This window comes from Chitinophaga cymbidii, assembly GCF_007992715.1.
Lineage (GTDB): Bacteria > Bacteroidota > Bacteroidia > Chitinophagales > Chitinophagaceae > Chitinophaga > Chitinophaga cymbidii.
This window is the reverse complement of record NZ_BKAU01000001.1, coordinates 1,574,005-1,596,820: the sequence shown is the minus strand read 5'-3', so window position 1 is coordinate 1,596,820 and position 22,816 is coordinate 1,574,005. Positions and strand designations below refer to the sequence as shown.

The following is a 22,816-nucleotide window of genomic DNA, read 5'->3' as shown; positions in this document are numbered from 1 at the left end:
CATTAACGCTTTTCCATCTGCTCAATCTCCTTCTTTAATATTTCCTGCGCATCGTTATAGATCTTGATCGCGACGTGCACGTTCGGCAGAATACTGTGCGTATCCTCCCCGAGGCGCGCCTGTTGTTCTATCATCATGATAATGTCCAGCAAGGGAAATATGCGCACTACGCTCAGGCTGCTGCGCAACAGGCTGGCATGGCGGTACACGTCTTTCCAGGCGCTTTGCTGCGCGCTGTTCACAAGATTGTCGAAAATGCCGGAAGCTCTTTCCAGGAAAGTACACAGCACGTCCTGCATGTAATCGCTGTCGTCATCCACGATCCCCCGCAGGTAATGCAGGTCAATAAAGGCGGGCACGGATTGTTCTTCGTAATCGGCGCCGTTGAAAGTGGCGAGTGCGGGTTGTCTTTCGCCGAGCGCTTCCAGTATTTTCTGGTACAGCTGGTTGGGGATGAAGGGTTTGGAAATGTATTCGTTCATGCCGGCGAGCAGGCATTTTTCACGGTCGCCTTTCAATGCGGAGGCCGTCATGGCGATGATGGGGATGCCTGATCCGGCTTCGCGGATGTGGCGGGTGGCGCGGAAGCCGTCCATTTCCGGCATCTGGATGTCCATCAGGATCAGGTCGTACGCCTGTTGCTGCAGCATGCGCAGGGCTTCCAGGCCGTTGTTCGCAATGTCTGCTTCGGCGCCTCCCTGGATGAGGGTGCGTTTGGCTACTTTCTGGTTGATGTGATTGTCTTCCGCGATGAGGATCTTTTTACCGGCCAGCGGGGGAACGGTATGGCGGGCGGACGTGGGCAGCCCTTCGGGTTCCTGGCTGAACAGGTTGCGTTTGAAAGGAATGATAAAACGGATGATGGTGCCGCCGCCCGGGTTATTCCCGATCGTCATCTCTCCCTGCTGCAGCTTCACCAGCTGCCGGGCCACCGTCAACCCGAGGCCCGCGCCGCCATGCTTGCGCTCATTATCGCTCTGCACCTGCGCAAAGGCTTCCCATATCTCATGCTGCAGGTGTTCCGGTATGCCAATGCCCGTGTCCCGCAGCTCAAAAGAAAGCGTGGCGCTCACATCATCCTGTTCCGCCATCTTCACCGCGAGATGAACGGCGCCCCTGTCTGTAAAGCGGATGGCGTTGTCTACCAGGTTTTCCAGCACCTGCTTCAGCCGGAGCGGATCACCGAGCAGGTTTTCGCGGATGTTGTCATCTACTTCAGAAGTCAGCCGCAGCCCTTTTTCCGTGGCTTTCGGGCCGTAATGGTGGATGATCTTGCGGATGAGGTAGCAAGGATCAAAATCCACCTGCGTCAATACCAGCTTGCCGGAGCGGATGCGGGAGAAGTCCAGCAGCGCATCCACCATCGTCAGCAGGTTGCTGGCGGAATCCTTGATGTCATTCACAAATTCTCTCTGCTCCGGCTGCATGTCCGTTTGCTGCAGCAGGTTGGTGCTGCCGATGATGCCGTTGAGCGGCGTGCGTATTTCGTGGCTCATGTTGGCCATGAATATTTCCTGTGTGCGTTTGGCGCTTTCCGCTTTTTTGCGCGCGTGCATAATGGCATGCTCATGTTCAATGCGGTCGGAAATATCCGCGGCAATACCGCAGATGCCGTATACTCTTTGCGTATGATCGCGCAGCGGGAATTTGGTGACGTAATAATAATGCGGCTTTCCGCCAACGGTGATCATTTCTTCCATCTCCACCGGCTGCTCATACAACGCCACTTCCCGGTCGCTTTCCTGGTTGCGCTCCGGTTTCAGCACAGCGGGGAAATCCCTGTCCGTTCTCCCGATGATCTGCTCCTCGCGGATGCCGGTGGCTTCCTGGAAGCGGTTGTTCACAAGGAGGTAGCGGCCATGCAGGTCTTTGATATAAATGAGCGCCGGGGAATTCTGGAGGATGGAATGCAGCCGCTGATGGAGGATGTTGATCTCGTTCTGTGTATGCTCCAGTTCCTGCTGTATCATTTTGCGGTGATGGATGTCTTTCACCACGCACTGGTAGCCGGAGAAAATGCCTTTGTGCCGCTGTAGTACCACTTGCTGCTCCACCCATTTTCTTTCACCATTCTTGTGAACGATGGCGAATTCATAAGTTGTTTCTGCCGGCCCTTCATAAGCCTGCTTTTCATAGAATGTTTGCAGTTCCTTTTGCTGCGCCGGATCGATCAGCATCGAGTAGGGCTTGTTCATCAGCTCTTCCGGCGTATAGCCCGTGAGGTCGTACGCCTTGCTGCTGACATAGGTGAAGTAGCCGCCGCGGTTGGTGGTGAAGATGGTTACGCCCGATCCTTCCACCAGCCGGCGGTATTTGCTTTCGCTGACGCGAAGGTCGAGGTCCGCCGAGCGGATCGCGCGCCTTTCCCGGAGCAGCTGCCGGATCGCGCCGGCAATGAAGCCGGAGCAGCACAGCATCACCAGCAGGGTCATGAAGAAAGGAATACGTTTGAACCAGGCGGTAGACAGGCGGGTGTTGACTTTGTGGCGTTCTGTTTGTATGATCTGGTAACTGAGCTTTTCCACATCGTCCGTAACCATTGCGCCGTTTTTCGTCTGGATCATGGCGCCCGCCACCACCGGCGCTTCGCGGGCGGCGCGGATCAGGTAGCGGAAGTAAGACATCTTCTTCAGCACGGCGGTCTTCAGGTTATCCATGCGCTGCACCTGCAGGGGGTCCTGCCGTTCCAGGATCAGCAGGTTTTGCATGGGCGCCCGCAATTGCGCTTCCATATATTCGTCCTGGTACAAAAAGCCGGTGTCGCCGGTGATCACGAATGCGCGGACGGCGGATTCCATCGCTTTCATGGTATAGTTCAACTGCTCTACCTGCCGGATGAGATCAGTAGAATGTTTGATAGATGCTTTATTGGAAACAAGGCGCGCGTCCGCAGACCAGGTATGATAAACGAACCAGGCGATAGCGGTAATGGTGGCCAGGATGATGGTCAGAACAGGGGCGCTGAATTTTTTCATGCAAACAAAATATTGGCAACCGCACTATGCAATGTCATTAAGCATTCACATATCAGGATTAACGGCGGCGTTCCGCATAGCGAGATTGATTTGGTGTTGCTGAATACTAGCGGCACAAGTTACTTAATTTATGTATTCGGCGGCCAGTGGGCTTACCATGATTTATTTTTGCAATATTTTAACCCTTTGGTTTATAACATTCCATTAAATTTGCCTGATATTCTTTTTGCCAGGCATTTAAACATATTATGAAAAAAGTACTTTTTACACTTGGTCTTATCGCGGTTTCCGTGGGTGTTTTTGCGCAGGACAATGTAGCTGGAGCAGCCGTGGGTAAAGCAAAGGAGCGGGCTTCCTACTCCCGGGATTTTCTCATGATCCAGTTGTCTTATGATGGTTGGGCGCAGGCGCCTGACAGTTTGAAGTTCGGGTTGAACCGTGGGTTTAACATTGCGCTGATGTACGATTTCCCCATCAAAGCCACCAAATTCAGCTTTGCGGGCGGTCTGGGCATCAGCACAAGCAGTGTGATCCTGAAAGACCATATCCTGGATATGTCTAATGGCAGCTCCACTGCTGTGCGTTTTGAGCGGTCCGAAACTTACCGCAAGTACAAGGTGGCTACCACTTACCTGGAGATCCCGCTGGAATTCCGTTTCCGCCAGGTGCCGGAAAACGCTAATAAAGGCTTTAAAGCGGCGATCGGCGCCAAGGTGGGCATGCTGGTCAATGCGCATACCAAAGGAAAGAACACCCTCGGCGGTGAAAAGAATATCATCAAGGAACAGAACAGGCGGTTCTTCAACCCCTGGCGCTTTGCGGCTACCGCGCGCGTAGGTTACGGCAACATCGGCGTCTTCGGCGCGGTGAACCTGAACCCGCTGTTCAAAGACAACTCAGGCGTAGATGTGCGGCCGTATTCTATCGGTATTACTTTAAGCGGACTGTAAGCTTTATTTAAATAGACGGGGCTGACCAAAAGCAATGGTCAGCCCCTTTATTTTTCGCTTTTTCTGTAAACGCGGCGTACGCTTCACGCGGAACATTCTTCCGCTTTCTCCCGGAAGTTTTCCTATTTCCCCATAAACACCGCCTTCCGCTTCTCGAGGAACGCTTTCACCCCTTCCGCATTGTCCTCCGTCTTCCCCGCTATCTCCTGGCAATACGCCTCATAATCCAGCACTGCGTCCAGGTTCTCCGTCATGCCCTTCGTGAGCATTTTCTTGAGCAGGCCGATCGCTTTGGTGGGCGCGCCGGCATAGAACTCTGCTTCCGCCTGCACGGCAGCGTCCAGCTCGTCAGCCGGCACCACTTTATTGACCAGCCCCAGCTGCAGCGCATCCGCGGCAGTCAGCTTGGTGGCTTTGGTAGCCAGCTCAAACGCGCGGTGATAGCCCACGGTGCGGGGCAGAAAGTACGATGAGCCTGAATCCAGCACCAGCGCTATGTTAATAAATATCTCGATCATGGATGCCTGCTCCGAGGCAATGATCACATCGCAGGCCAGCGCCAGCGAGCATCCCGCCCCGGCGGCCACACCGTTCAGGCGGCAGATCACCGGCTTGGGCATGTTGCGGATCGCGCGGATAATGGGGTTGTAGCGCTTGTGCAGCGATTCCCCGAGATTGCGCGGGCGCCCGTCTTCCATCGAGGCTTTCAGGTCCTGCCCGCTGCAGAACGCCTTGCCCGCGCCGGTGAGCACTACGGCCCGCACTGCGGCGTCCTTTTCCGCTTTCTTCAACGCATCCTGCAGCTCGAAGCTCAGCGCGTCGTTGAAGGCGTTGTATACCTCCGGGCGGTTCAGGGTAATGGTAGCGATGTTTTTCTCAACGTGGTAGGTCAGCATAATGGCGGTTTTATAAGGTTTCCTTCAGCCAGGAGAAAAATTCCCGCTGCCAGGTAATGGCGTTCTGGGCGCTCAGCACCCAGTGATTTTCTTCCGGGAAGTACAGCAGCTTGCTTTTGATCCCTTTCAGTTGCGCGGCTTGGAACGCCTGCAGCCCCTGTTCTATGCCCACGCGGTAGTCGATGCCGCCCTGCACGATCATGATGGGCGTGTTCCAGTTGTTCACAAAATTGCTGGGGTTGAACTGCGCATGCGTTTTTTCGTTGGCTTTGTCCCAGTAAGCGCCGATGTCCCAGTTGGCGAACCACAGTTCTTCCGTGGTGCCGTACCAGCTGCGGAGGTCAAAGAGGCCGTCGTGCGCGATGAAGGACTTGAAGCGGTTTTCGTGCACGCCCGCAAGCATGAACACGGAATATCCGCCATAGCTCGCGCCCACGGCGCCCAGCCGGTTTTTGTCCACGTACGCCTCTTTGCTCACGTCATCAATCGCCGCGAGGTAATCGCGGATGGGCTGGCCGCCCCAGTCCTTGCTGATCTCTTCATTCCATTTCACGCCGTGGCCGGGCATGCCTCTTCTGTTCGGCGCTACGATGATGTAACCCTGCGCCGCCATCAGCTGGAAGTTCCAGCGGAAAGAATAAAATTGTGAAACGGCGGATTGCGGCCCGCCCTGGCAATACAGCAGTGTAGGATATTTTTTTGCGGGATCGAAGTCCGGCGGGAAGATCACCCACACCAGCATTTGCTGGCCGTCGCTGGTTTTCACCCATCTTTCTTCCACTTTGCTCATGCCGAGGTTGCCGTAAATATCTTTATTGACATCAGACAACTGTTTTACATCGCCTTTTTTAATGTCTACCGTATATAATTCGCCGGCATGGTTCATGTCCGCGCGGGTTACCACCAGGGTATTCCCGGTCTGCCCCACGAAGCCGTTGATGTCGAACTGGCCTTTCGTCAATTGTTTGACGGCTTTGCTGCGCAGATCGATGCCGAATACCTGTTCGGTGCCTTTCACGACAGCGAGGAAGAAGATGCTTTTGCCGTCGTTGCTGTAGCGGCTGGCGGAAACGGTGCCATCCCAGTCTTTCGTAAGATTGACGCGGGTTTTGGCGGCGAGGTCGTATACGATCACGTCGTTTTTGTCCGCCTCATAACCATCGCGGGCCATGCTGAGCCAGGAGAGCTGTTTGCCATCGGGACTGAATACCGGCTGGGTGTCGTAGCCCATCATGCCTTCGGAGAGGTTTTCGGTTTGGCCGGTGAGGAGATTGTAACGGTAGATGTCTGTGTTGGTGCTGACCGCGTATTCTTTTCCGTGTTTCTTTTTGCAGACGTAGATGATCTGTGTGCCGGTGGGGTCGAAGATAAAATCTTCCGCGCCGCCGAAGGGCATTTGCGGGCAATCGAACAGCTCGTCTTTCATGATGTCTACCGGTTCGCCGGTTTTGCCGGTCGCCGCATCGTAGGTGGCGTAGAAAACGTGGTTGTAGCTGCCGTCTTCCCAGGTATCCCAGTGGCGGTAGTTCAGCGTCGTATACACCTGCGCGTTAGCTTTCGGAAGATCGGTGTACAGGTCTTTGGCGAGTATCTTTTCCAGCTTCACTTCTTTGGAGAAGAGGATGTGCGTGCCTTTGGGGGAAATGCGGATGTTCTGCATGCCGCCTTCCACATGGGTACGCTGTACGGGGTTGCCGCCGTCTTTATCCATTTCCCACAGCTGGCCTTTGTAATTGTAGAGGATGCGCCCGTCCGGCAGCACCTGGGCGCCGGATTCCGCACCCGGACCGCTGGTCAGCTGCTTTGCGGCGCCTCCTTTGGCCGGGATGGCATAGAGGTTCCTTTCACTTTTATTGTCCGCCAGGTTATACCGGCTCACGCCGTACAGCACGGCGCCATCGGCCGTAACTGTTTCCCCGCTTACCCTTCCCAGCTGCCAGAGCAGCTCCGGGCTCATTTTCTGTTGTGCCATGCTGTGTTGAATAAATAAAATACCTGCAACCAGGAACGTTTTCCGCATTGGTGTAGATTTTGTTGTGATGAGCCATAAATTTAGGGAAAAACGAAATCATTAACTTTGCAGAAATACAGATAAAATTTTGATAGAGAAACAACAAGCAATAGAAGGCAACGAACGTGCGGTACTGGTAGGGCTCATTCACAAGGAACAATCGGAGGCGCAGGTGCAGGAGTACCTGGACGAGCTGGCTTTCCTGGCCGATACGGCCGGGGCGGAAGCGGTGAAGCGCTTTACGCAGAAGCTCCCGCACCCGGACAGGGCCACATTCGTGGGAAAGGGCAAGCTGGAAGAGATCCGGCAGTTTGTGGCCAGCAGGGATATTTCACTGGTGATTTTCGATGACGAGCTGAGCGGCTCGCAGATTTCCAATATACAGAAGGAACTGAAAGTAAAGGTGATCGACCGGAGCGACCTGATCCTGGACATCTTCGCCCGCAGGGCGCGGACGGCACAGGCCAAGGTGCAGGTGGAGCTGGCGCAGTACCAGTACATCCTGCCGAGGTTGCGCGGGATGTGGACGCACCTGGAACGGCAGAAAGGGGGAATCGGGATGAGAGGCCCCGGTGAAACGGAGATTGAAACGGACCGCCGTATCGTGAAAGACAAGATATCGCTGTTGCGCAAGCGCCTCGCGGAAATCGACAAACAGGCGCTCACACAGCGGAAAGACCGCGGCGAATACATCCGTGTAGCGCTGGTGGGTTATACCAACGTGGGCAAAAGCACGCTGATGAACCTGATCAGCAAAAGCGAGGTGTTCGCGGAAAACAAGCTCTTCGCCACACTGGACACTACTACCCGTAAAGTGGTGTTCGAGCAAACGCCTTTCCTGCTCAGCGATACGGTAGGGTTTATCCGCAAGCTGCCCCATCACCTGGTGGAAAGCTTCAAATCCACGCTGGACGAAGTGCGCGAAAGCGACATCCTCATGCATGTGGTGGACATCTCCCATCCCAAGTATGAAGACCAGATAGAAGTGGTGAACCGTACGCTGGCGGAGCTGAAGGCGCTGGACAAGCCCACCATCCTCATCTTCAACAAAATGGACCTCTACGAAAAGCTGACCTTCGATGAATGGCTGACCGAAGATGTGAAAAAGGACATCCTCCAGCAATTGAAAGAAAGCTGGCAGCACCGCACCCACGGCAACTGCGTATTCGTGTCCGCCACCGAACGCCGCAACATCGATGAGCTGCGCAAGACCATCCTCGATAAGGTGGTGGAGCTGTACCGTGTGCGGTATCCTTATAAATCTGAATTTTTCTTTTAAAACATGAGCAAGCAATACAACTGGCACCGGCTCACGGACGCGGATGACGCCGTAGTGGCGGAACAGGCGATCGTGGTACATGAAGTGAAAGGGAAAAGGATCTGTTTCTCCCGCTTCCAGGGGCAGTTATATGCTTTCGCGCATAAATGCCCGCATGCCGGGGGACTGATGTCTGAAGGGTTCATTGACGCGCAGGGAAATGTGGTGTGCCCCCTCCACCGGTATAAATTCAGCATACGGAACGGTTACAACAGCAGTGGTGAAGGATTCTACCTGCGTACGTATCCCGTTGAGCAGCGGGAAGACGGCATTTATGTAGGCATGGAAAAGAGCTGGCTCGGGTTTTAAAACTACTGAAACGAGTATCGGCCATGAAACGCTATTCAGGTATATTTATCCTATATCTGAATCGCTATGAAAACACCCCTCCAACTGGCTGCGCTTGCAGCGGTCCTGGCAGTTTCCGGCTGCATTAAAGACCCGCATCCACCCGTTCCTGAACCGGAACCATCCACGAACCCCGGCTGGCTAATCGTCAAATGGGTGCAGCTGGATGTTTACGAGCAATTCTTCCCCGACCCGGAAGGGCCGCCCAACACCATCAGCAAACGTGAATCCCGCATACATTACAATGCACACTACAAACCTTTGGCGCAGGAAGTCTATGCGTCCGCCGTCAACGATACGGCCAACCTTCAGCGGATACAGGTCGATTCATTTTTCTATGATGCAAGCCACCGGATGGTGGAAGCGCGGAAATATTCCGGCAGCGGGCCGACGTTGCAGGCCGTTATAAAGTTCTCCTTCAGCGGCAGCGACACCATTCCCTCGGCCAGCAGCTACCTGTCCACCTACAACGGCTCCGAAACAACGACGCGATACGTATACCTGGCCGATGAGGTGCTGGCCATCGGTGAAGACGCAAAGACCGGTGCGGATGACACGACAAGGTATATTTTCGAAAACGGGAACTACATGCGGTACGTCAATTCACTGGGCGAGTTCGAAGATTACCTGGATTACAAATCCGCCCCCAATCCAAGGCTTCGCTTCAATGTGCCGCATGGCGGCGTGATCATCATGCCCATGCTGCATGGAGATGTGATCCGGCTGTCGCGGAACCACCACGGGGACAAAATGTGGTTCGACGAGATGGTGGGCGATCCTGCGCTGAACGCCCAGGGCCTGGTGTCGGAAGCGCGGTTTACAAATCCCTACACGATCGGGAACAAATACCATATCGTCCGCTACGAGTACGACGACGACGTGCTGAAATAATGTTATAAAAAGATAATTTGCATCGGTATTCCGGTATCTGTAAATTACCGAACGATGCAAAGCCGAACTTTTTCTGAATTCCGTATATCCTGGCTTGTTATTACGGCCGCGGCGCTGGTCAATTTCAGCGGACTGAACATCACTATCCTGGAGCCGGACGGCGCGCTCTACGCCGGTATCGCCAAAACGATGGTGCAAACCGGCAACTACCTTGATCTTTATGCGGACGGCCACGCCTGGTTGGACAAACCGCACTTCCCTTTCTGGATGATGGCGCTCAGCTATCACCTGTTCGGGTTTACAACCTGGGCTTACAAGCTGCCGGCTATTTTATGGCTGATGGCGGGCGCGGTCTACACCTACCGCTTCGCGGAAAAGCTGTACAATGCGCAAACCGCGCGCTGGGCGGTGTGCATCCTGCTAACGGCGCAGCATCTTGTTTTATCCAATAACGATGTGAGAGCGGAACCTTACCTCACGGGGATGATCATTGCGGCGGTGTATCATTTTTACAGGAGCGTGGAGAAAGGCCCCTGGTATCATTTGCTGGCCGGCGCCCTGTTTGCGGCGTTTGCGGTAATGACGAAAGGGCTGTTCGCGCTGGTGCCCATCGGCAGCGCTATCGGCGGGCATCTGCTGATCACGCGGCAATGGAAACAGCTTTTTCATTTGCGCTGGTTGCTGGCGGCTGTGCTGATCGCGCTGTTCATCACGCCGGAATTATATGCATTATATTATCAGTTCGATCAGCATCCGGAGCTGGAAGTATTCGGACAGAAAGGCGTTTCCGGCATCCGGTTCTTTTTCTGGGACAGCCAGTTCGGGCGGTTCATGAATACCGGCCCTATCCGCGGCAGCGGCGATCCTTTCTTTTTCCTGCATACTTTGCTGTGGGCGTTCCTGCCCTGGTCGCTGTTCCTGTATGCCGCGTTCTTCCGCCGGGGCTGGAAGGAATATTACTGCCTCTGCGCCGCGCTGGTGACTTTTGTGCTGTTCTCCTTATCCCGCTTTCAGCTGCCGCATTACCTGAATATCCTGTTCCCTTTCTTCGCCATCATCACCGCGCAATACCTGCTGTCGCTGAAGGAGCCGGACGGCACCAAGTTCTACCGCATTGCGCTGAAGACGGTCATCATCATTATTTTCGTGGCTATCGCGGGACTGACGGTGCTGTACCGCCCGCAATTCAGCGTGAGCTATATCATTATTGCGCCCCTGCTCATCGCGGCTTTTGTGATACTGCCGCAACGGCTGGGCGAGGGTAAAAAGACGGTGCTTTTCTACCGCGCCTGCATCGCTACCTTCATCCTGAACCTGTTCCTGAACTGGATGTGGTACCCGGATATGATGCGGTACCAGTCCGGCAGCACGGCCGCGCGCTATGCCAATCATGCGCTGAAAGAACAACCGGTTTCGCTCTGGAAGGTCAATTCCTATGCCTTCCCCTATTACCTGGATGCGCCGGTGCTGCGCTACGATTCGCTGCAACTGCGTACCGCTGCTGCCGATGCGCCGGTAATGCTTTTCACGGAACCGGGGGAAGCGGAAGAGCTGCGGAAGATCGGTTACCGTTGCGAGATGGTGAAAACATTCCCGCATTTTTATGTCAGCAAGCTGGACCTGCCGTTCGTGAATTACGCAACAAGGCAGCAGGCATTGGGGCAACGGTGCCTGCTGCGGGTGAGTTATAATTGAATGATGATCTGATCAGCCCCATTCCGGAACGATGTTGTCCGCACGGCGCAACTGATCACCGGGTTACTTTCCCCCTGCGGATCGAAGCGGGAAACGGGCTGAATGAAAGCATAGTTGCCGCTTTGCAGCGATGCATTGTTACCGTTCACACGGATCTCCTGCTGACCGCCAAAGCCGTGCAGGACCAGCGAGATCACGGAGAAGCGGGAGGACGACTGACCGGCAGCTTTTTCCAGTGTGATGGTGCGGGCCGCCGGGTCGTAGGTCATCCTGCGTTTGTAGAACGCGCCTTTCTCATAAGCATATGTTTCCCCGTCATCTTCATAATACACAAATTCGTTCTTCACGTTTCCCTGATAGACATGGAGGAATAATGTATCCGCGGGTTTTTCTGTGGTGTTCTGTATCAACGTCTGCATCGGGATGATGCTGCTTTCTTTCACGAATACCGGCAGTTGCTGGATGGATAAGGTGAGCATCTTTTCCCGGCCACCCTGCTCTACGCTATCCGTGTAAAGGTCGTACCACCGCCCTTCCGGGAGGTACACCGGCGCATAATCCTGTTTACTTTCAAACGGCGCGATGAGGAAAGACGGGCCGAAGCAGTACTGATTCTGGAAGCTGCCGTCATAGACTTTCGGATCGTGTGTATGATCGATCGCCAGCGTGCGCATGAGCGGCAGCCCTGTTTGCGTGGCGTCGTAGAAGCAGGCGTAGAGATACGGCAGCAGGCGGTAGCGCAGGTTGATGTAGTTGCGCGATATTTCCAGCACTTCTTCCCCGAAAGCCCAGGGCTCGGCGGATTTGGTGTTGATGCCGGTGTGGTTGCGGAAGTAGGGAATGAACGCGCCGATCTGCATCCAGCGGGCGTAGAGGCTGGGCGTGGGATTGCCGGTGAAGCCGCCTACGTCCATGCCGGAGAAGGGCACGCCGCTCAGGCCGAGGCTGTTCATCAGCCGCACGCCGAGCAGCATGTGATCTTCTTCCGCGCGGTTGTCGCCCGTCCAGATAGCGGAGTAACGCTGCAGACCCGCGTACCCGGCGCGGGTAAGGATGAAGGGCCGTTTGCCGGGCGTAATGGCGCGGTAGCCTTCATAGCTGGCGCGTATCATCTGCAGGCCATACACGTTGTGTGCCTGCTGGTGGGTAACAGGATTTCCTTCGAAGCTGAATAGTACGTTGTCCGGCATTTTCTGGCCCCAGGTGGCGATCTCGTTCATGTCGTTCCAGAGGCCGGAGACGCCGGCGCGGGCGTAGCTTTCGAGCTGGCCTTTCCACCATTGCCGCCCTTTGGGGGTGGTGAAGTCCGGGAAGTGGCACCAGCCGGGCCATACCTGGCCGGTATAGGGTTGCCCGTCTGTGTATTTGATGAAGATGTCGGATTGCAGGCCGCTTTCGTAGGCGGCGTATCCTTTTTCCACTTTGATGCCGGGGTCTACGATCACGGTGGTTTTGAAGCCGAGCTTCGCCAGCTTTGCGTTCATGGCCGCGGGGTCCGGGAAGCGGGATTTGTTCCAGGTAAAGAGCTTGTAGGCATCCATGTAATGAATGTCCAGCGTAATGCCGTCCGCCGGGATCTGTTTTTCGCGCAGCGTTTGCGCAATGCGGTACACTTCGGTGTCGGGATAATAGCTGTAGCGGTTCTGCTGGTAGCCGAGGCTCCACAGCGGCGGCAGGGGCATGCGGCCGGTGAGGCCGGTGTAGGCGGTGATGATATCCGCCACGCGCTGATGATAGATAAAATAATAGTTCATCTCTCCGCCGTTCGCGCTGAAAGAAGAAAAGCGGTTGTTGCTCGCCCCGAAATTGAAATCACTGCGCCAGGTGTTATCAAAGAAAATACCATAGCTCAGCCCGTGATGAATGCCGATGTAAAAAGGGATGGTGGCGTAGATCGGGTCCTGCCCCGTGGTGTAGCCGTAAGCGTCTGTGTTCCAGTTCGTGTAGGCGTTGCCTTTACGGTCGAGGTTGCCGGTCTTTTCGCCCAGGCCAATGAAGCGTTCTCCTTCCTGCATCGTTTTGTAGGTAGTGACTTCCTCCCCGATCCAGGAAGTGTGCAGTCCCGGTTCATCCGTGTTGATCACGGTGCCGTCTGTTTTCAGGAAGGCGATGGAAAAAGGATTTTTGCGGATGTGCACCACCAGCGAATCCGTTTCCATTTTCACCTGCTGATCATTCTGCGTAATGCGCGGCTGAAATGCGGTTGGCTGCGCGATGACGGCATAGGAAAAATCTTTCGCCAATGCCTGTTTGTCGATCCGCACCCGTATTACGGACGGGCTGTAGGCGGTGATGGAAGCAAAGGCTTTTTCGGTAGTGATGCGGATCTCCTGGCCGTGAATGCTTACGGCGGTTACTTTTCCGGGTTCCCTGACGGGTTGTGCGAAGGTGGCAATGCCGATCAAAAGGTAAAAAAGGATGTGTCTATAGATCATAACAGCTGAATTTTTTACAAAAGGCATCCACCGGGACCGGCTGAAAAACAGTGAATATTTTTCAGCCGGCCCCAATGGATGATTGCCTGGACAAGCAATCTTTAATAACCGGGATTCTGTGAAAGATTGGGGTTAACAGCCAGATCGTTGACTGGTATCGGGAAAAGCAGGTTCCTCGGATCATCCTCCGGCTTCAGTTGCCAGGGCTCCAGGAATTTGCCGAAGCGGATCAGGTCCTGCCGGCGCCATCCTTCCCAATAAAATTCACGTCCGCGTTCATCCAGTAATATATCTTCCGTTAAAGCTGCGAGCGGCGTTGCTTTACGTTTCACCCGCAGTTCGTTGACGATCAGCAATGCGGCCGGCGCGCCGTTGGTGCGGAGCAGGGCTTCCGCTTTCATGAGCAGCACATCGGCATACCGGAAAAATACCCAGTCGTTATTCCCGTTGTTGCTGTTGGAACCGTTCGGCGTGATCATGTCAGGCGGATACTTCACCACGCGGATGCCTTTCACTTCAAGATCGTTGCCGGTTTCCTGCAACTGTATTTCGCGGGTGAAGATGAGCATGTTGCCTTTCCTGTCTTTCAGCGCCACGCCGTCCCTGTTGTATTGCTGACCCACGAGCATGCCCACATGGAGCCCCGTGAGATTGGTCACGCCGGTATAGGCGCCGCCACGGCGGGTATCCACCGCTTCGAACTTGTCGTAAAAATCGGAGATGGTGGTGAAGCCGTTCCATCCGCCCGGCGTCTGGTTGTAATGCAGTGTGGGCGCCCAATGGCAGAAAGCCGCGTTGCCGGACCGCGCGGTGCTCAGGCCGGGGCCGTTCTCCTGGGTGAAGATGTTCTCTGTAGAGAGTACGTTGTTGTTCTGTGTAAAATTGTCGAAATAATTATTGGCCAGGCTGTACCGGCCACTGGAAATGATCTCGTTCGCCAGGGTGATCACCTGCTGCATGTCCGCCGGGTCAAACGTAGGCGTGGCGGGCGTTGCGAAGGCCCCTTTGTTGAGATAACATTTCATCAGCAGCGTTCTGGCCGCGTCTTTATTGGCAACAAATGCGGGCACATCGCCGGAGCGTTCCGGCAGGTCGGGCATAATGGCGTTCAGCTCCTCCACGATGAAATCCAGCGCATCCAGTCCTTTCAATACCTGCGGCGCCTTCAGCAGGTTGTCTTCCGGCGTGCGGAAGGGCACCTGTCCCCATCCGTCCAGCACGGAGAACATGGATAAAGCCCGGAGGAAACGCGCTTCCGCCGCCTGGCGCGCGGAGGGCCGGAAGTTCAGCACGTTGGTGGCCGCGAACTGCAATTGTAAAAGGTTGTTGAAGCTGGCGCCCACATGTGTATGCTCGGCCGTCCAGGTATGCGTTTTCAGCGAGCGCCATACGCCGTTGTCATCCCAGTCGCCGCCGCGGGTAGGCGCTACGGCTTCATCCGCCGTCATTTCCTGCAATGACCAGAAGGTGGACTGGTCCTGGTAAGGCAGCTGCAGCGCGTCGTAGGCTGTTTTCAGCAGCGAAGGCACTTTGATCACAGAGTCCGCTTCGCTGCGGGTGATGGTAGAGCCGAGTTTTTCGTCCAGCTTGGTGCAGGAAGTGAAAGTATATCCTGCCAGCAGTAAACAAGCTAATTTTTTATGTAAGGTCATGATCGTAGTTTTTAGGTTTACAGTGACAGGTTCAGGCCAAAGATGATGTTACGCGCGGTGGGGTACGGCGAGTATTCGATGCCGAAGGACGTTACGCCGTTCACATTCTTGTCCGTATTCACTTCCGGATCAAAGCCCGTGTATTTCGTGATCACAAAGAGGTTCTGGCCAGTCAGGTAAAGGTTCACATTCTTGAAGGTGTTGCCGATGTTGCCCAGGTTATAGCTGAGCGTGGCGTTGGTCATCTTCATGAAATTCGCGTTTTCCAGGTAGCGGTCAGACGTGGTGATGGGGTTGGAAAGGTTTTCCCCGTTGTTCACCAGCGCTTTCGCGATGTTGCGGGAGCCGAGGTTGTTGATCGGCAGAACGGTGTTGGCCGTGTTGTTGTACACCACGTGGCCGAATGCGCCGTTGAAGTTCATGGACAGCCACCATTTCCTGTAGCTGAGTTCGGTGGTGATGCCCAGCATCTGTTTCGGGTTGGGGTCGCCGGCGTAGTACATGGTGTTGCCGTTGTTTTCATATTGCCCCTGTCCGTCTTTGTCGAAGCCGAGGAACTTCCGCACATAGAACACATTCAGCGGCTGGCCGTTGGTGAAGCGCTGCACGGTAGCGCCGGAAACGCCCTGTCCGCTGATAGCGCCGGTCAGCACATTGGGACCGGTATAATTCTGCAATTTGTTTTTGAGGAAGGTGGCGTTCACGCCCAGGTTCCAGGTAAAGTCTTTGTTGCGTATCACGTCGCCGCGCACGGCCAGTTCCACGCCGGAGTTGATCACTTCGCCGGGCAGGTTGATCCAGTAGTTGGAGGCGGGCGCCGGCTGAATGGAGGGGAAGTTGAAGAGCAGGTCGGACGTTTTCTTGTAGAAATAATCCACGCTGCCGGAAATGCGGCTGTCCAGCATGGCGAAGTCGATGCCCGCATTCAGCTGGCTGGAGCGTTCCCATTTCAGGTCCGGGTTGGCTACGTTGTTCAGCGCCGCTGATCCGCCCGCGCCAAGCGCATATTGTTCCTGCGCCGCGCCGGCGGGAAATTCCTGGTTGCCGGTGATGCCCCATCCCGCGCGGAGGCCCAGCTGCTGGAAGAGCGTGCTGCCTTTGAGGAAGGGCTCGTTGTGGAGGTTCCATTTGGCCGCGAAGGAAGGGAAGTAACCGTATTTGTTGTTGGAGCCGAACTTGCTGGAACCATCCGCCCGCAGCGTGGCCGTGAGCAGGTATTTGTCCAGCAGATTCGCTGTTACCCTGCCGAATACGGACTGTAATTCGGATTTAGGATTGTCATATGAGGACAGGAAGGTGTTGGACTGAATGGCGTTCTGCAGGATGCTGGTGTACGGCAGCGCATCGGAGGAGAAGCCCATGGCGCCGAGGTCCACGCCTTTGAACTGGAAATCCTGGTACTCGTAACCTACTACAGCGTTGAGGTGCAGCGCGGAGCTAAGCTGTTTGTTATAGCTTAAAGTATGGGTAAAGAGCTTGGTGGTCAGCTCGGCATTGCCGTAGTACGCCTGGCCCAAACCTTTCACGCCGGGAATGTTGACCCAGGAGCTGATCTGCGCGCGGCGGATGCCCGTTTGCCGGTTGATGGAAAAGAGGAAGCGGTATTCCAGGTCGTCGGTGATCTTGTAGTACGGTGAAATGCTGCCGAGGATGTAGGAGATGTCCGCTTTATCGTCCCATGCTTCGGACATGGCCAGCGGGTTGATGGGCGCGCCTTCCCCGAGGATGCTCAGGGAGCCGTCCGCATTGCGGATGTTCATGGTGGGGTTCCACTGTAACGCCTGTCCCACGAGGCTGCCCAGGAAGCCGGCGTTGTTGGTCACCGGCGCGAGCTGTTCGGCCGTTTGCGCCGCCATGATGGAGAAGTCGATCCCCAGGCGTTTGCTTTCGAGGAATTTAAACTGGCCGGAAAGATTGCCGGTATATTTTTTCAGGCCGGACTTGCGGATGATGCCGTCCTGGTTCATGAGGCCGAAGGACGCGCGGTAGTTGCCGCTTTCGTTGCCGCCGCTAATGCCCACGTTGAAGTTCTGGGTAACGCCGGTGCGGAGGATCTCTTTCATCCCGTCGCTGTTGCCGCCCGCGTCGCCGCCGGTGAGGCCGTTCTTTTGCAGCTCGTTGCGGTATTCAGCGGCGTTCAGCACTTCCAGCTGTTTCATGATGTTGCTCACGCCTACGCTGTAGGCAAAATCCAGTTTGGCGGGGCCTTGCTGGCCTTTTTTGGTGGTGATGATGATCACGCCGTTGGAGCCGCGGGAGCCGTAGATGGCGGTGGCGGATGCGTCTTTCAGCACTTCCATGGAGGCGATGTCCGCCGCGTTCACGAAGTTGAGCGGGTTGGCGTCCGGCGTACGTCCGAGGCCGTTGGCGTCGAGATTGGGACGGGCCACGCGGCCGTCCAGCGGCACGCCGTCGATCACGTACAGCGGCTGGTTGCCGGACCGAACGGAAGCGACGCCGCGGATGCGAACGGTGGTTGCGGCGCCGGGGGCACCGTTGTTGTTTACTATCATGAGGCCCGCTACCTTACCCTGGATCAGCTGGTCCGGGGCGTTGGTGATGCCTTTGTTGAAGTCTTTTGCCCGGATGGAAGCTACGGCTCCGGTAAGGTCTTTCTTCCGGGCGACGCCGTAACCCACCACCACAACGTCTGTGAGGGTGGTGTTTTCGGGCACGAGGGAAATATTGAACTCGGTCCTGCTGCCGACGCTCAGTTCCTGGGAGGCGTAGCCGATGAAGCTCACAATCAATATGGTGGCCGAAGACGGAACCGATAATTTGAAAACGCCGTCCGCGTTGGAGACGGTGCCGGTGGAAGTGCCCTTGATCTGGACGGTAGCGCCCGGGATGGGACCGCCTTTTTCGTCCGTGATCTTGCCGGAAATGTTTTTTGTCTGGGCTAAAAGTCCGGTCATAAGGAACAGGAGCGGACAGAAAAGCAGCGCTTTAAGTAGTCGCATTTTGGTCATAACGTGCAATATTTAGAGTTTACCTGGAATATGTACAGGCGGAAGACGGGCTGTACGTGGATTTAAATTTTGGTCTTTAATCGTTGTATGGTCAAAGTAAGCGGGTATGGAAGGCGCGGCCAATTAGTATTGCCCGATTATAGAAATTATCGGGGTTTTTTGCGGCGAGGTGAGGTTTAATTGTTTGATTTTAAATTTGTTATGTACAAATTTAAATTATCTTAATATAGAGAATTTTATATCTTGATTTGCATGATTTTCTCCTCGAATTCGTCGTTGGGAACGATGGCTTTGTTGCGGATGCGGGTTTTGTAGGCGTAAATGGTGTTCACGGAATATTCGAGGATCTGGGCGATCTTTTCGTTTTCGCTGATGCCAATGCGGATGAGGGCGTAGATGCGGAGGTCGGTGTTCAGCAGCTCATTGTCTTTCAGTTTGATCTGGTCTTCTTCTTTAAAGAAGGAGTTGAAAACGGATACGAAGTTGGGGAATATTTTCAGGAAGATGCGGTCGAAGTTGCGGAACAGCTCCTCTCTTTCATGTTTGATATTGATATTATTAACGATGTAGCGGATCTCGGAGAATTTGTGATCGTTCAGTTTTCCATCGACCTGATTTTTAAGCTTTTCAATTTTATCGATATAAGCTGACGCGATGTGGAAACAATAGCCGATGTATTCTTCTTTTATCTTGTTGGATTCCAGCAATTTATCGTTTATTTCCCGCTGAACGGCAGTAGCCTTTGTGATCGTTGCCTGGGCCGTTTTCAGCTTTTGCATCTGTTTATAGATGATGAAAGACAGCACGATGGACGCCAGCAGCAGGAAGGTGGCCACGGCGGAGTAGATGAACAGCCGGTCTTTCTGGCTTTCCACGGTATTGAGCTTTTCCCCTTCGATGATAGGGAGGATGGCGCTCACCTGCACTTTGCGCTGTCGCGCGCCGTAAAAAGTAGCATCTTCGATCGCCCTCTCTATGTACCTCGACGCATTCTTTACATCCCCCGTCTGAAACAGGATGGACGCCAGGTTAAAGGCCGCAGTCGTTTCCTTCACCGAGCCTTTGGCATCCGCCATGGCGGAGCGCGCCAAGAGTTCTATCGCCTTTTCGTATTCCTTTTTGATGACGTAAATGGAGCCGAGGTTGGCGTTGATCATGGCCTGCTCGTGGAAAGTAAGGTTGGGCAGCTCCATGGTTTTGTTGAGGTAATAGAGCGCGCTGTCCAGGTTCCACTGTTTATAGAATTTATATCCTTTGAGGCTGAGGTGCTGGAAGTGGTTGGGTGGGTACATCGCAACGGCTGAATCCGTAAAGCGGGCCGCCTCTTTCATATAGACGGGCGAATAATACCGGTCGTTCACATAATCTGCCAGGTCGTAATAGTAGCGGCGCAGCAGCACATAGAACTCCGCGCGCATGCTGTCCGGGAGCGTTTGTACCTGCAGGGTGTCCGTAATGCCCGCGGTTTCCCGGAACATGCCCGAGGAGAGCAGGATAAAGCCCATTTTGATACTGGCGTACTGTATGCGGGCCGGGTCGTTCATTTTCCGGGCGATCTGCTGCAGGAGCAGGGCGTAGGAGAAAGCGGAATCGTAGTGGAAGGCTTTGTAGGCGTCGTACAGCCGGAGGCAGGTGTTGTATTGCTGGGGCAGCTGTTGGGTGGCGGCGAGTTGTTGTTTGAGGGTGTTGAGCTGCTGGATCTTTTGGGCATCGAACTGTTTGCTCTGCTGGAGGGTAACATTGAGTGCCCGGAGCAGACTATCTGTGCCGGCATGGGTTTGGGCCGCGGCGGGGAGTCCGGCGCAGGCGAGCAGGATGAAAAGGGTAAACAGAATCCGCATGGAATTAAGTATCTGGCAGCTATAAAGATATGGGTTTAAAAAAAATCTGAATTAGATTTTGCGGAAATAAAAATTTGTCTATTTTTGCAATCCCAATTTGCGATTGAGATTCAATGGTAATGCGGGAAATTCCTCCTTAGCTCAGTTGGTTAGAGCATCTGACTGTTAATCAGAGGGTCGTTGGTTCAAGTCCAACAGGGGGAGCAAAAAAGGCCTTAGAGTAATATCTTAAGGCCTTTTTTATTTTTTCTCCATATATGCATCTCCAATTGCTAATCACTAACCACCAGATTGTATAACATAATTATACAAATCCGTAGCCCTTACAACTCAAAATTTATTAGTGTATGAAATTTCTTTATGATGTTCCAGACATTCTATATAAATTCCATGACTGGGATAATAAAAACTCTCAAAAACTCCCATTTGAAAGAGAACTTTTTTCAGTTCTTATAAGTTGTTTAATAATCCCTTCGATAGTGGAATTCCGTTCCAATACGATCCCCAAGATATTACTGAAGAGAATATTTTTATTAAGTTGCTGGAATCGGCAAGAAAGATGTATCCAGAGCTTGATGATGGGCTCTTCATCAAATGGCTTATGATCAACAGCAAAAGGGTTTATTCATGACGATACCTATATCGCCAATTTTCAACGTGAGGCAGCTAATGATTTCGCTAGGGATTTCGGTATTGCTTGCTTATGCAAAAGCCCAATGAATTTTTTACTCTGGTCTTATTATGCACAGTCTCACAAAGGATTTGCAATAGGATTTAAGAAGGTTGAGTTATTTGAGGATACTCAGGCAGAGTTCTCGCATATGCGATATAGAGAAGATTTGCCCATGCTTGGTCTATTTGAAGATCACATAAGTACTCCGTAAGAGTTCCAACAGGTGGTAATTTATAGTAAGTTTAATGAGAGAGCGGATTTAGATTTTTTCATAAGGTTAACATGTCTAAAAATCTGTTAATTTGTAAAGAGTATCGTATTAGTAAATCACTCGTATAACGTATCTTTGTATCATGTTTTATAGACGCAAAATTATTCTGGCGTTATTGGAGATTTTTGAAGGCGAACTTGAAAAAATTCGACTGCAGAAATTGTTGTTTTTGTTTTGCCAGAAACAGGCTAAGGCTGAATATGAGTTTGTGCCATATAAGTATGGATGCTACTCGTACTCAGCAACAGCTGATTTGGTGGCTATGACTAGCAAAAATCAAGTTTTTGAAACAAATAAAGGATATCAAAAGAGCGATAACGTAAGCTATCTGAAATCACTCAAACCTGATGACTTATATAAGCTGAGAGCTATAAAAGCACTTCATGGTGAAATGGACGGCAACGCGCTGATGAAGTATACATATCGAAATTTCCCTTATTGGGCTACTAAGAGCGTAAAAGCTTCAAGCATTCTCACTTCAGAAGAACTAGCAAATGTAGATAAGCAGAGACAGCCTGGAAATAAGACAGTGCTGTTTACAATCGGCTATGAAGGTGAGAGCCTTGAAAATTATTTAAATCGTCTAATACGGAACGATGTCAAAGCGTTGATAGATGTTCGTAGGAATCCCTTGAGTATGAAATTCGGATTTAATAAAAGCCTCCTAAAGAGGTATTGTGAGAGCCTTGGTATTATATATCTGCATTTCCCAGAGGTTGGAATTTCGTCTGATAAGAGGCAAGAACTAAATACTCAATCGGATTACGATAAACTATTTCGAGATTATTGCGTGAATGATCTTCCTAAAACAATTAATGTACAAAAGGAAATTCTAAATTTACTGCACGAGCACAAACGAGTAGCCCTGACCTGTTTTGAAGCAAATTTCTGTCAATGTCATCGAAGTCATTTAGCTAAGGCAATAAGTCAACTTCCCAATTTTAGTTACGAAGTCATACATATATAAATTCCATGCATGCCCCGAAAAAGAGTTCTGATTACTGTTACGACTTATCCCCTTCCATCGAGAAGCCATGACGAATTAGTTTGTACAGCAGGAATGTTAGAAGATGGTCAATGGATAAGGATTTATCCCGTCCCTTTATCTTTTCTGCTTGATTTGAAAGGAAGCGGCAGAGTAAAGAATGTAAAATATACATGGATCGAAATCGATCTAAACAAGAGACTTGACGATTTTCGTCCTGAAAGCCATTCTCCCGTAAATTATGATTTCCGTGACCTGGTAATTCATGAGAAGATTGAGACTACCGACAATTGGGAGGAAAGGAAGCAAATCTGCTTGCAGAATGTTTATACAAACATGGAAACACTCATTGAGGATTCAAAATCACCCAAACATACGTCCTTAGCGGTATTTAAGCCTGCTGGTAATCTAAAGCTTATGTGGCAGGAAGTGGCTCGTGAGTGGAAAGACGAATGGAAGGATTTGCGCAAGCAACTTGATTTGTTTGCTACGGATAAGACTCCGGAGAGTCTTATACCTAAACTTCCTTACAAATTCAGTTACGTGTTTACCGACGAAACAGGCAAGCAGCGTAAAATGATGATTGAGGATTGGGAGATAGGAGCACTCTATTGGAATTGTTTGAAAATGGCCGAAGGGAACGAGGCTGTTGCACTAGAAAAGGTGAAACAGAAGTATGAGGACGAGTTTAATGCAAAAGATATTTATCTTTTTCTTGGTACTACGAAGAAATTTCATGCAATGGGCGCGCCCAATCCATTTGTAATCATAGGGGTTTTCTACCCTAAAAAGGAAACTCAGACTAAACTATTCTAATAATAAGCATTCTCTCGGATGTTGATAAGAGTTGCCGTTATGGCAGCCTATTATATTATTAAAACTCACCAAGTCTTGCACTATATGGTT

At 52.7% G+C, this 22,816-nt stretch carries 15 protein-coding genes and 1 tRNA gene; 9 read left to right on the top strand and 7 right to left on the bottom strand.

The window, feature by feature from the left end; all coding sequences use genetic code 11:
• Nucleotides 1-2: 2 nt before the first annotated feature.
• Entirely contained in the window at nt 3-2,975 is a 2,973-nt protein-coding gene (locus CCY01nite_RS06365; protein WP_146858868.1) for a PAS domain S-box protein, read from the bottom strand.
• Nucleotides 2,976-3,223: 248 nt separating this feature from the next.
• Between CCY01nite_RS06365 and CCY01nite_RS06360 the strand changes: the two genes are divergently transcribed.
• Nucleotides 3,224-3,925 carry an outer membrane beta-barrel protein gene (locus CCY01nite_RS06360; RefSeq protein ID WP_146858866.1) on the top strand — a complete coding sequence of 234 codons (702 nt, stop codon included), beginning with the start codon at nt 3,224-3,226 and terminating at the stop codon, nt 3,923-3,925.
• 122 nt (nt 3,926-4,047) lie between these two features.
• On the opposite strand, the gene CCY01nite_RS06355 is transcribed toward CCY01nite_RS06360, so the two are convergent.
• A complete protein-coding gene (locus tag CCY01nite_RS06355; RefSeq protein WP_146858864.1) occupies nt 4,048-4,821 on the bottom strand; it encodes an enoyl-CoA hydratase-related protein in 774 nt (257 codons plus the stop codon).
• A 10-nt stretch (nt 4,822-4,831) separates the two neighbouring features.
• Nucleotides 4,832-6,793 (bottom strand): S9 family peptidase, encoded by a 1,962-nt coding sequence (locus tag CCY01nite_RS06350; protein WP_246129868.1) that lies wholly within the window; start codon nt 6,791-6,793, stop codon nt 4,832-4,834.
• Between the two features lie 127 nt (nt 6,794-6,920).
• Between CCY01nite_RS06350 and hflX the strand changes: the two genes are divergently transcribed.
• From hflX to CCY01nite_RS06330, 4 genes are all read left to right on the top strand, one after another.
• Nucleotides 6,921-8,111: a GTPase HflX gene (gene hflX / locus CCY01nite_RS06345; protein WP_146858860.1), complete on the top strand. Its 1,191-nt coding sequence runs from the start codon at nt 6,921-6,923 to the stop codon at nt 8,109-8,111.
• 3 nt (nt 8,112-8,114) lie between these two features.
• Complete coding sequence (locus CCY01nite_RS06340; protein ID WP_146858858.1) at nt 8,115-8,459, top strand: Rieske (2Fe-2S) protein; 345 nt, start codon at nt 8,115-8,117, stop codon at nt 8,457-8,459.
• 66 nt (nt 8,460-8,525) lie between these two features.
• On the top strand, nt 8,526-9,389 hold the full coding sequence (locus CCY01nite_RS06335) for a hypothetical protein (RefSeq protein ID WP_146858856.1): 864 nt from the start codon (nt 8,526-8,528) through the stop codon (nt 9,387-9,389).
• 54 nt (nt 9,390-9,443) lie between these two features.
• Nucleotides 9,444-11,084 carry an ArnT family glycosyltransferase gene (locus CCY01nite_RS06330; RefSeq protein ID WP_146858855.1) on the top strand — a complete coding sequence of 547 codons (1,641 nt, stop codon included), beginning with the start codon at nt 9,444-9,446 and terminating at the stop codon, nt 11,082-11,084.
• Here CCY01nite_RS06330 and CCY01nite_RS06325 read toward each other — a convergent pair.
• The 4 genes from CCY01nite_RS06325 to susR all read right to left on the bottom strand — a co-directional run bounded on the left by CCY01nite_RS06325 (nt 11,075) and on the right by susR (nt 19,981).
• Complete coding sequence (locus CCY01nite_RS06325; protein WP_146858853.1) at nt 11,075-13,519, bottom strand: glycoside hydrolase family 31 protein; 2,445 nt, start codon at nt 13,517-13,519, stop codon at nt 11,075-11,077. The two genes, CCY01nite_RS06330 and CCY01nite_RS06325, sit on opposite strands and share 10 nt — an antisense overlap.
• Before the next feature lie 101 nt (nt 13,520-13,620).
• On the bottom strand, nt 13,621-15,171 hold the full coding sequence (locus tag CCY01nite_RS06320; RefSeq protein ID WP_146858850.1) for a RagB/SusD family nutrient uptake outer membrane protein: 1,551 nt from the start codon (nt 15,169-15,171) through the stop codon (nt 13,621-13,623).
• Between the two features lie 17 nt (nt 15,172-15,188).
• Nucleotides 15,189-18,086, bottom strand: coding sequence for a SusC/RagA family TonB-linked outer membrane protein (locus CCY01nite_RS06315; RefSeq protein ID WP_246129867.1), 2,898 nt, complete (start codon nt 18,084-18,086; stop codon nt 15,189-15,191).
• Nucleotides 18,087-18,376: 290 nt separating this feature from the next.
• Complete coding sequence (gene susR / locus CCY01nite_RS06310) at nt 18,377-19,981, bottom strand: SusR family glycan utilization regulator (RefSeq protein ID WP_146858847.1); 1,605 nt, start codon at nt 19,979-19,981, stop codon at nt 18,377-18,379.
• Between the two features lie 130 nt (nt 19,982-20,111).
• On the opposite strand from susR, the gene CCY01nite_RS06305 reads away from it, so the two are divergent.
• The 4 genes from CCY01nite_RS06305 (at nt 20,112) to CCY01nite_RS06290 (ending at nt 22,726) form a co-directional block, all read left to right on the top strand.
• Nucleotides 20,112-20,185, top strand: a tRNA-Asn gene (locus CCY01nite_RS06305).
• 512 nt (nt 20,186-20,697) lie between these two features.
• Nucleotides 20,698-20,865, top strand: a complete 168-nt coding sequence (locus CCY01nite_RS27090; protein ID WP_146858845.1) for a DUF2971 domain-containing protein — start codon at nt 20,698-20,700, stop codon at nt 20,863-20,865.
• Between the two features lie 142 nt (nt 20,866-21,007).
• Nucleotides 21,008-21,892, top strand: a complete 885-nt coding sequence (locus CCY01nite_RS06295) for a DUF488 domain-containing protein (protein ID WP_146858843.1) — start codon at nt 21,008-21,010, stop codon at nt 21,890-21,892.
• 9 nt (nt 21,893-21,901) lie between these two features.
• Nucleotides 21,902-22,726 carry a DUF8758 domain-containing protein gene (locus CCY01nite_RS06290; protein ID WP_146858842.1) on the top strand — a complete coding sequence of 275 codons (825 nt, stop codon included), beginning with the start codon at nt 21,902-21,904 and terminating at the stop codon, nt 22,724-22,726.
• Nucleotides 22,727-22,816 lie beyond the last annotated feature (90 nt).